Source organism: Streptomyces sp. NPDC051987 (assembly GCF_040680735.1).
Lineage (GTDB): Bacteria > Actinomycetota > Actinomycetes > Streptomycetales > Streptomycetaceae > Streptomyces.
In genome coordinates this window covers 20,286-29,711 of the sequence record NZ_JBFAXI010000100.1, presented here as the reverse complement: position 1 = coordinate 29,711, position 9,426 = coordinate 20,286, and the positions used below count along the sequence as shown (strand labels likewise).

Annotated in this window: 9 protein-coding genes; 3 read left to right on the top strand and 6 right to left on the bottom strand. The window is 73.1% G+C overall.

The window, feature by feature from the left end; genetic code table 11:
- Window positions 1-36: 36 nt before the first annotated feature.
- Window positions 37-789, bottom strand: coding sequence for a transposase (locus tag AB0M11_RS34720; RefSeq protein WP_365712130.1), 753 nt, complete (start codon window positions 787-789; stop codon window positions 37-39).
- A 257-nt stretch (window positions 790-1,046) separates the two neighbouring features.
- Between AB0M11_RS34720 and AB0M11_RS34715 the strand changes: the two genes are divergently transcribed.
- Entirely contained in the window at window positions 1,047-1,268 is a 222-nt protein-coding gene (locus AB0M11_RS34715) for a hypothetical protein (RefSeq protein WP_365712129.1), read from the top strand.
- A gap of 473 nt (window positions 1,269-1,741) precedes the next feature.
- Window positions 1,742-2,905 carry an alpha-hydroxy-acid oxidizing protein gene (locus AB0M11_RS34710; RefSeq protein WP_365712131.1) on the top strand — a complete coding sequence of 388 codons (1,164 nt, stop codon included), beginning with the start codon at window positions 1,742-1,744 and terminating at the stop codon, window positions 2,903-2,905.
- A gap of 35 nt (window positions 2,906-2,940) precedes the next feature.
- Here the strand turns inward: AB0M11_RS34710 and AB0M11_RS34705 are convergent, their stop codons facing one another.
- Window positions 2,941-3,897: an SDR family NAD(P)-dependent oxidoreductase gene (locus tag AB0M11_RS34705; protein ID WP_365712128.1), complete on the bottom strand. Its 957-nt coding sequence runs from the start codon at window positions 3,895-3,897 to the stop codon at window positions 2,941-2,943.
- Between the two features lie 165 nt (window positions 3,898-4,062).
- Here AB0M11_RS34705 and AB0M11_RS34700 point away from each other — a divergent pair, with 165 nt between their 5' ends.
- Window positions 4,063-4,647, top strand: a complete 585-nt coding sequence (locus AB0M11_RS34700) for a helix-turn-helix domain-containing protein (RefSeq protein WP_365712127.1) — start codon at window positions 4,063-4,065, stop codon at window positions 4,645-4,647.
- Between the two features lie 84 nt (window positions 4,648-4,731).
- Here AB0M11_RS34700 and AB0M11_RS34695 read toward each other — a convergent pair whose 3' ends face one another.
- The 4 genes from AB0M11_RS34695 to AB0M11_RS34680 form a co-directional block, all read right to left on the bottom strand.
- Complete coding sequence (locus tag AB0M11_RS34695) at window positions 4,732-5,664, bottom strand: aminoglycoside phosphotransferase family protein (RefSeq protein WP_365712126.1); 933 nt, start codon at window positions 5,662-5,664, stop codon at window positions 4,732-4,734.
- Window positions 5,665-5,815: 151 nt separating this feature from the next.
- Window positions 5,816-6,166 (bottom strand): nitrite reductase small subunit NirD, encoded by a 351-nt coding sequence (nirD, locus tag AB0M11_RS34690; RefSeq protein WP_365712125.1) that lies wholly within the window; start codon window positions 6,164-6,166, stop codon window positions 5,816-5,818.
- Complete coding sequence (gene nirB, locus AB0M11_RS34685) at window positions 6,163-8,781, bottom strand: nitrite reductase large subunit NirB (RefSeq protein ID WP_365712124.1); 2,619 nt, start codon at window positions 8,779-8,781, stop codon at window positions 6,163-6,165. The genes nirD and nirB overlap by 4 nt, the downstream gene beginning before the upstream one ends.
- Window positions 8,781-9,302: a hypothetical protein gene (locus tag AB0M11_RS34680; protein WP_365712123.1), complete on the bottom strand. Its 522-nt coding sequence runs from the start codon at window positions 9,300-9,302 to the stop codon at window positions 8,781-8,783. Before AB0M11_RS34680 ends, nirB begins: the two co-directional genes overlap by 1 nt.
- Window positions 9,303-9,426 lie beyond the last annotated feature (124 nt).

Here is a 9,426-nt window from a genome sequence, read left to right as displayed (position 1 = left end):
CGGGAACATCGACCAGCTCGGCCTGCTGCGGGAGTATCAGGAGGCGTACCCCGCCGTCGAGGTCACCCTCTCCGACTCCGGCGGCGCGGATGCCGTTCCGTGTCCCGTCCGCATGCGCATCCACTGGTGCGGCAGCACTTCGTTGATCATCTGGCGGGCCTTCCACCTGCGGCCCGCTCCATCTGTGACCGTGTACGTGTGAGACACACCGACCGCGTAGCGGAGGCCGAGTTCCCGCAGATCCTTGCGCAGTCCACGGCCGCAGTACACCTCGTCACCGGTGAACCAGCCTGCCCGGACACCCGGCTCAAGCGCGTTTTTGACCATGGCGGCGGTCTGCTGCAGTTTCGTCGCGAACATGAACTCCTCCGGGACGCCGGCCACTTCACGACGTTCTTCATCTGCGGCCCAGTCCTTCGACAGATACAACACCCGGTCGATCACCACCCGCACCGACGCGGTGACCGCGGCCAGGGGCACGGCGACCTGGCATCGTCCGACGCCTTTGATCGCGCCGGAGTACTGGCGGCCGGCGCCGACACAGCCGGCCGAGGACTTCGCGTCCCCGGTCTCGTCCGCGACCAGTACTACGTCCTGCCCCGCGAGTTCACGCACGATCAGGCGGGCGATGTCCTCCCGGGCCCGGTCATGGCCGAATCTCGCCCGTGACAGCAGGTGCTGCAGCCGGTGCGGGCCTGGATGCCCGAGGGCCTCAGCCAGCGTCCAGCAGTTACGCGTGTCCACCTCCGCCAGCAGCCCGGCGACCATCTCCTCGGTGGCCGTGTCCATGACTACGCCGGCCCCCGCAAGCCGCTGACCAGCACACGCGCCGGAACTACAGCTGCCGTGACAGATGAGGCTCGGTCATGCCAAGCCCTCGATCACACTGAACCCTTCGTGCGCCGTGGTGCGAGTATTTGCCGGGGCTTCATCGGGGCACGAAAGAGCAGGTCACAGCAGGTCAGGGGTGGGGCGCACGGGGTTTTCCGGGTGATCTGTGCCGATGGCCACAGCGGAGGGGGTGCGCGGTGGGCTCATACTGAGTCATGACCAAACCCGCGGCACCGAAGCGTCATCTGCCCACCAGCCCCTTCAAGGCCCCGGTCGCACCGGCTCCCAAGCACTTCGCGACGGGGGACCAGGTCTCACATGACGTGTACGGCCTCGGCCGGGTCGTCGGCGTCGAGGACGGCATCGCCGCGCTCGTGGACTTCGGCTCCGCGCAGCTGCGGATCCCGAGCCCGTACGCCAAGATGACCAAGCTCTAGGGCCGCCGAGCCCGGAGACCTGTGACGAAAGGCAGACCCTCTCATCGACACCACCTCGCTGTTCTCCGCCCTGGAAGGGCACCCCACCCGTCCCACCGCGGTGTCGCCGCCTCCGACGACACAGCCCTTCCAGGCCCCGGACTTCCCGGCGGACGAGCTCCTCTGGTCCGGGGACGCACCGGAGCCCGACCCGGGCCTGACCGCGGGGCGGCCCGAGGCCGCCTAGCCAGACCCTGGTCAAGCCGTCGTCCAGCCCGTTGACGGTCGTTCACCCGCGCTCCGGGCGGCTCCGGCCGCTCCGGACCCGCCGGCCGCTCAGAGCAGGCCGAGGCCGTCCCTCTCCGGCGCTCCCCGCACCGGGGTGGACTTCACGCCCCGCATCCTGCGCCGGCACGCCGTTGTGCGCCATCCTCCCCTTGACGATCCACCGGGCCCGCACCCCGCCGGGCTCCGTCGTGAGGAAGGGCCGGATCATGGCGTTCGCCGACTACCAGAACGAGATCTACCTCGACGGGCTGCGCGGAGTGCTACCGCGGTTCCCGATGTCGTACGCCGAGCTGGAGCCGTTGGCCCAGGCCGCGCTGCCCCCGTCGGTGCGCTCGTACGTCGCGGGCGGCGCCGGTGACGAGCGGACGCAGCGGGCCAACGTCAGCGCGTTCGAGCGGTGGGGGCTGGTGCCGCGCATGCTGGTCGGGGCCGTGGCGCGGGACCTGTCCGTCGACCTGTTCGGGATACGGCTGCCCTCGCCGCTGTTCATGGCCCCGGTCGGGGTGATCGGGCTGTGCGCGCAGGACGGACACGGCGACCTCGCCGTCGCCCGCGCCGCCGCCCGTACCGGCGTGCCGATGGTCGCCTCGACGCTGAGCGTCGACCCGCTGGAGCAGGTGGCCGCGGAGTTCGGCGCCACCCCGGGCTTCTTCCAGCTCTACACCCCCACCGACCGGCAGCTGGCCGAGAGCCTGGTGCACCGGGCCGAGAAGGCGGGATTCAAGGGCATCGTGGTCACCCTGGACACCTGGATCACCGGCTGGCGCCCCCGCGACCTGGGCACCGGCAACTTCCCGCAACTGCGCGGGAACTGTCTGGCCAACTACACCAGCGACCCCGTCTTCCGCGCCCTCCTCGGCGGCCGTGACCCCGAGGAGGACCCGCAGGGCACGGTCGCGCTCTGGGCGGGTGTCTTCGGCAACCCGCTCACCTGGGACGACCTGCCCTGGCTGCGGTCGCTCACCGACCTGCCGCTGATCCTCAAGGGCATCTGCCACCCCGAGGACGTCCGCCGCGCCAAGGACGCGGGCGTGGACGGCATCTACTGCTCCAACCACGGCGGCCGGCAGGCCAACGGAGGACTGCCCGCCCTCGACGCGCTGCCGGGGGTGGTGGAGGCCGCCGACGGCCTGCCCGTCCTCTTCGACTCCGGGGTCAGGTCCGGCGCCGACGTCATCAAGGCGATCGCGCTGGGTGCGACGGCCGTGGGCGTGGGCCGCCCGTACGCCTACGGCCTGGCCCTCGGCGGTGAGGCGGGCCTCGTCCACGTGCTGCGCGCGCTGCTCGCCGAGGCCGACCTGCTCATGGCCGTCGACGGCTACCCGGCCCTCGCCGACCTCACGCCCCAGGCGCTGCGGCGGGTCGGCTGACGGCACCGCGGGCCCCTGGCCGACGGGCGCGGGCCTCAGACGGCGGCCGGGGCGGCGAGCAGGTCGGTGGAGAGCTGCCACAGGCGAGCCGCACGACCGGGGTCCAGGGCGTGGGCCGCCACCCCTCGGCGGATGCCGGGCCGGTGGGGGCCGGCCTCGACGCAGTCCTCGAAGTACCGGCCGGTCACGCCCTCGACCAGTGGGGAGGCGGCGAGCAGCACCGACGTGGCGGCGCCTTGTGCGATGTCCTTCCAGGACACGTCGGTGCTGGTGGCGTCGAACGCGGCCGGGCTGTTGGAGATGTCCCCGATGTGGCGGCCGAGCCGGGTGCTGGTGATCCGGCCGGGGTTGAGCGCGTTGACGGTGATCAGGTCCGGGGCCCAGCGGCGGGCCGCCTCGACGGCGAACAGGACGTTCGCCGTCTTGGACTGGCTGTAGGCCGCCCACGGGTCGTAGGGACGCCGCTCGAAGTTGACGTCGTCGAGGACGACGTCGCCGTTGACGTGGCCGACCGAGCTGACTGCGACGACGCGCGCGCCGTGGGCCGCGGCGAGGGCGCCGTGCAGACCGGTGGCGAGGGCGAAGTGGCCGAGGTGGTTGGTGGCGAACTGCATCTCCCAGCCCTCCCGCGTCCGCTGGAGCGGTGTGGCCATGACGCCGGCGTTGAGGACGAGGACGTGCAGGGGGCCCTGCCAAGCGTCGGTGAAGGCGCGGACGGAGCGCTGGTCGGCAAGGTCGAGGAGGGCGGCGTGTACGCTGCCCGGTCCGCTCGGCGGGGCGATCTCCTCGGCGGCCCGTACGCCTGCCGCGAGGTCGCGGACGCCGATGGTGACCTCGGCGCCGGCGGCGCCGAGGGCGCGGGCGGTCTCGCGCCCGATGCCGGAGGCTCCGCCGGTGACGACGGCGCGTCTGCCGCCGAGGCCGACGCCGGAGAGCACCTCGCCGGCGGTGCTGTGGGCTCCGAAGGGGGTGGTGAAGAGGGGGTGGGACACGGGGTTCTCCAGGCGGGTGGTGGGACGGGGCTGCTGCGGGCGCGGCCGGTGGCAGGGGAGCAGGGGCCGTCGTACCCTCATATCCGGAACTGGTTCCGGTTGACCCTTCGACGGTAAGCGGAACCGGTTCCGGTTGCAAGTGGTGGTGACGAGGAGGGGTCTGGGTTGACCGGCACCGAGGAAGGCGCGGCGACGTCCCGCAGGCCGTTGCGCGCGGACGCGCAGCGCAACGAGGACCGGCTGCTGGAGGCCGCGGCAGCGGCGTTCGCCCACGAGGGGGCGGGCGCCTCGGTCAAGGACATCGCCCGCCGTGCGGGCGTCGGCGTCGGCACCCTCTATCGCCGCTTCCCGTCGAAGGAACTGCTCATCGAGGCGGTCTACCGACACGAGGTGCGGCGCCTGTGCGAGGCGGCTGACGAACTGGCGGCCGCGCTCCCGCCGGTGGCGGCGCTGCGGACGTGGATGGAGCGCTTCATCGACTTCATGGCGGCGAAACAGGGGATGGCCGACGTCCTGCGGGTGATCCTGACCGACGAGAGCGAGAAGCTGCACACCCGGACGCTCCTGGTCGACGCGATCGCGCACCTGCTGGCCGCGGCGGAGGGTGCCTCGGTGGCCCGGCCGGGGGTGGACGCGCGTGACGTGCTGATGTCGCTCGGGGGGATCAGCCTGATGGCGGCGAACGAGGGACAGCGCGAACTGGCCGGCCGGCTCATCGACCTGCTGCTGTACGGGGTCGTGGAGGGGTGACGGCGCCCTCCCGGGGCAGGGCGGGGCCGGTGAAAACCGCGAGGCGGCGGTGACGGGAGGGCGAGCGGGGGAGGGCGTCTCCGGCTAGACGACCAGCGCCTCCGCGAGGCTGTCCGCGAACCGGGTGATCCGGTCGAGCCGGGGGCCGGACCGCGCGATGCGGAAGCCGTGCCGGCGGCCCCAGAACGCCGCCTGGACGGCGTGCAACTGGGCCCAGCGGCGCACGCGTTCGCGGTCGAGCTCCGCGGCCTCGGCGAACACCTCCAGGAGGCGGTGCGCGGTCCTCGGGAGATCGTCGGACCCCATCAGGTTCAGCGCGCGGGACTTGAGAAGCGTGCCGCCGTCGTACGCCGGGTCTCCCGCACAGCCCTTCGGGTCGACCGCCAGCCACGGTTCCCGGTCCGCCCGCAGGATGTTGCGCGCGTGCAGGTCGCCGTGGACGAGGGTGTCCGGCTGGACCGGGCCCAGTTCGCGGGCGGTGGCGACGGCCGCGTCCAGGGCGCGGGGCGGCAGTGCGTGGGGCAGCTCGGCGGCGTTCGCCCGCAGCTCCGCCACCCATGCGTCGGCGCGGTCCCGCAGCCGGGGCAGGCCCGGTGGTGCCGGGACGGCGAGGCGATGGTTCAGGCGGCCCGCGATCGTCATCACCGTCTCGTCGTCGGGCTCCAGCACCGCCAGCGGCGACAGGTGGGCGCGCTCCAGGAGGAGGGCGAAGCGGGCGTCGTCGCGCCGGTGGAGGCGGACTGCGCCACGGCCCGCCCACACCTCGAACGCGTCCGGCTCGTGGACGTTGCCGGGGTGCGGGAAGGACACCTTGACGACGCAGGGGCGGCCCGAGGACCGCAGTCGGACCGGGACGATCACCCCCACACCGCCGTGCGTCACCGCGCCGTCGGGCACGCAGTCCCAGCGCTGGAACAAGTCCTCCACCACTGCCGGCAGCTCGGTGATCCATGCCGCTCCGCGGTCACCCTCGCGGTCGATCGTGCCCCGCACCAGTGCCTCTGGAATGCCGATCATCCCGGCACCCTACGCGGCCCTGGGGGGTACGCCGCCGCGCACCCCGGGTGCGCCGTTCACCGACCTGCAGGCCGCCGGACCTACCCCGTGCCGGTCCGCCGATGCCGGTCCGCCGGCGCCGATCCGCCGACGCTGGGGCGCTGCCACCGCTCTAGGCGGCCCGTACCTCGTACGCCGTCACCCGTACCGTCTCGTCGTCCAGGCACGCCCCGGTCTCCAGGTCGAAGCGCTGCTTCAGCAGCGGGGAGGCCACGAACGGGCGGCCCCGGTGGGTGCCGGTCAGGCCGCGGGAGAGGACCGCCGCGCCGCCGAACGGGTCGCGGTTGTCGATGGCGTAGAGGCGGTCGGCGCGGTCGCGGAAGACGGCGGCCTGACGGCCGTCCGGGAGCAGGACGGCCACGCCCCGGCCGGGGGTCAGCAGGCTCAGGTCGCAGACCGTGAACCAGCGGTCCGCCAGCTGGAGCTGGACCTTCAGGCCGGTGGTCTCGGGTGCCAGGGTCATCGCTGGGTGCTTCCTTCCAGGACGGACGCCGTGTCGTCGGCGCGGCGCAGGCCGATGGACAGCAGCGGCAGGTCGGGCTTGATCTGCTCGCGCTCGGGCACGAAGCCGACCACCGGGTCGGGGGTGTCCGGGGCGTTGACGAAGGACACGAACCGGGCGAGCTTCTCGGGGTCGGCGATGGTCGACGCCCACTCGTCCGCGTAGTGGGCGACGTGCGCCGCCATCAGCGACTCCAGCTCCTCGCAGATGCCGAGGGAGTCCTCGACCACCACGTCCCGGACGTGGTCCAGGCCGCCCGGGATCCGCTCCAGCCAGGTCGACGTACGCTCCAGGCGGTCGGCCGTACGGATGTAGAACATCAGGAAACGGTCGATCAGCCTGACCAGTTCGGCGTCGGAGAGGTCCTTCGCCAGCAGGTCCGCGTGGCGCGGGGTGGCACCGCCGTTGCCGCCGACGTACAGGTTCCAGCCGTTCGCGGTGGCGATCACACCGAAGTCCTTCGACTGGGCCTCCGCGCACTCGCGGGCGCAGCCAGACACGGCCGACTTGAGCTTGTGCGGCGACCTGAGCCCCCGGTAGCGCAGCTCCAGGTCGATCGCCATCCGGACCGAGTCCTGGACGCCGTACCGGCACCAGGTGGAGCCCACGCAGGACTTCACGGTCCGCAGGGCCTTCCCGTACGCGTGGCCCGACTCGAAGCCGGCGTCCACCAAACGCGTCCAGATCAACGGAAGTTGCTCCACTCGCGCACCGAACATGTCGATCCGCTGACCTCCGGTGATCTTCGTGTAGAGGCCGAAGTCGCGGGCGATCTCGCCGATCGTGATCAGCCCCTCGGGGGTGATCTCACCGCCGGGGATGCGCGGGACGACCGAGTACGAGCCGTTCTTCTGGAGGTTGGCGAGGAAGTGGTCGTTGCTGTCCTGCAGTGCCGCCTGTTCGCCGTCCAGGACGTAACCGCTCACGCCGATCGTCGGGGCGAGGGACGCGATGACCGACGCCACCGCCGGCTTGCAGACCTCGCAGCCGTCGCCGCCCCGGGCGCCCTCCCGGCCGTACCGGTCGAGCAGTTCCCGGTAGCTGCCGATGCGCAGCGCGAGGACGATCTCGTACAGCTCCTCGCGGGTCTGCCCGAAGCAGCCGCACAGCCCCTTGTCGACCTCGACGCCGGACGCCGCCAGCTCGGCGTCGACCAGCTGTCCGAGCACCTTGACGCAACTGCCGCACGTGGTACCGGCCTTGGTGCACTTCTTCACCTCGGGCACGGTCGTGCACCGGTGCTCGGTGACCGCGCCGCGGATCGTGCCCTTGGTGACGTTGTTGCACGAGCAGATGATCGCGTCGTCCGGCAGCGCGGACGGTCCGAGCTGGGCGCCGCCGCTCGCGCCGGCCGGCAGCACCAGCGACTCGGGGGCGACCGGCGGCACGGAGCCGGTGAGGGCCTTCAGGGTGCCGTACGCGTCCGCGTCGCCGACCAGGATGCCGCCGAGCAGGGTGCCGTCCCGGCCGATGACCAGCTTCTTGTACAGGCCGGAACGGGCGTCGGAGTACACGACGTCCAGGCAGCCCTCGGCGGTGCCGTGGGCGTCCCCGAAGGAGGCGACGTCCACGCCGAGCAGCTTCAGCTTGGTGGACAGGTCGGCGCCGGTGAAGGCCGCCTCGTCCGAGGCGATCGTCGCCGCCGCCGTCTCCGCCTGTTCGTACCCCGGCGCCACCAGCCCGTACACCCGGCCGTCCGCCGCCAGCGCGCACTCACCGATCGCGAACACACGCGGGTCGGACACGGTGCGGCACCGCTCGTCGACCGCGATGCCGCCGCGCTCGCCGACCGTCAGGCCGCAGTCCCGGGCGAGCTGGTCGCGCGGGCGGACACCGGCGCTGAACACCACCAGGTCGGTGGCGAGTTCGGACCCGTCGGACAGCTTCATGCCGGTCACGGCACCGTCGGCGCCGACCACGATCTCCTGCGTGCCGACACCGGTGTGGACCGTCAGGCCCATCTCCTCGATGGTGCGCAGCAGGGCCGCGCCACCGCCCTCGTCCACCTGCACCGGCATCAGCCGCGGCGCGAACTCCACGATGTGGGAGGTGAGTCCGAGCCCCTGCAGCGCGCCGGCCGCCTCCAGGCCGAGCAGCCCGCCGCCGACCACGGCACCGGTCGACGCCGTCCGCGCGTACTCCTCGATCGCCAGCAGGTCCTCGATCGTGCGGTAGACGAAGCAGCCGGTCGCGTCCTTGTGGGGGACCGGAGGCACGAACGGGTACGAGCCGGTGGCGAGCACGAGCGTGTCGTACGCGAAGACCCGGCCGGACCTGGCCGTCACCGTCCGCGCCGCCCGGTCGATGGTCTCCGCCGGGTCGCCCACGTACAGCTCGATGCCGTGCGCGTCGATGAAGTCCGGGTCGGTCATGGAGAGCTCCTCGGGGGTCCGGCCCGAGAAGTACGAGGTGAGGGCGACGCGGTCGTACGCGGGACGCGGCTCCTCGCACAGGACGACCACGCGGTGCGTGGCGGTGAGCCCGCGCTCGGCGAGGGCTTCGAGGAAGCGCTGGCCGACCATGCCGTGACCGACGAGCACGAGCGTGGGGGTGGTGGCCCCGGGGGTGGCGGTCATCAGGAGCCTCCATCGTGGGTGAGCGGCTGGCGCGGCGGGGGCGAGCAGCGGCGAGTGCGCCGGCGCTGTGGCCGGAGCGCCGTGGGGCGGGGGCGGGGGCGGGATCCGGCGGCCGGGACCGGCGTGTCGTATGCGATCGCCCTGCCGTCCGCATGTGCGGAGCATCCGCTGATCCCGGCGCTCCCGGCGCATCCGGTGGCCCCGGCGCATCCGGTGGTCTCGGTGTTCACCTCGGGGGTGCGGCGGCGGCCGGTCGGTACCTCGCCGGCACGGGCCGCCCGGCGGCCGCACCGGCGGTGCCCCTCGTCGGAAGCGGGCGCCCCCGACGACCCACAGGCGCCACCGAGCACGCCCAGCGCACCGTGCGCGCCGAGCGGGCCGTGCGCGCCGAGCGGGCCGTGCACGCCGGGCGCGCCGGGCGCACCCTGCACGCCGGGCCGCCGGGCGGGGCGGGCGGTGCGGACAGGGCGGGTGGCCCCGCGGCCGGTGCCGGTCGTCGCCGCGCGCGTATCCGAGGTCATGTCAGGAGCGTGCGCGGCCGACGTTACCCGGCCGCATCACCGCTGTTTCCCACGAGGAACGCTGCCCTCTTCGGGGGCGGGGGATGGATGTGAGGGATCCGGGGGAGAGACGGTGCGGACGGTG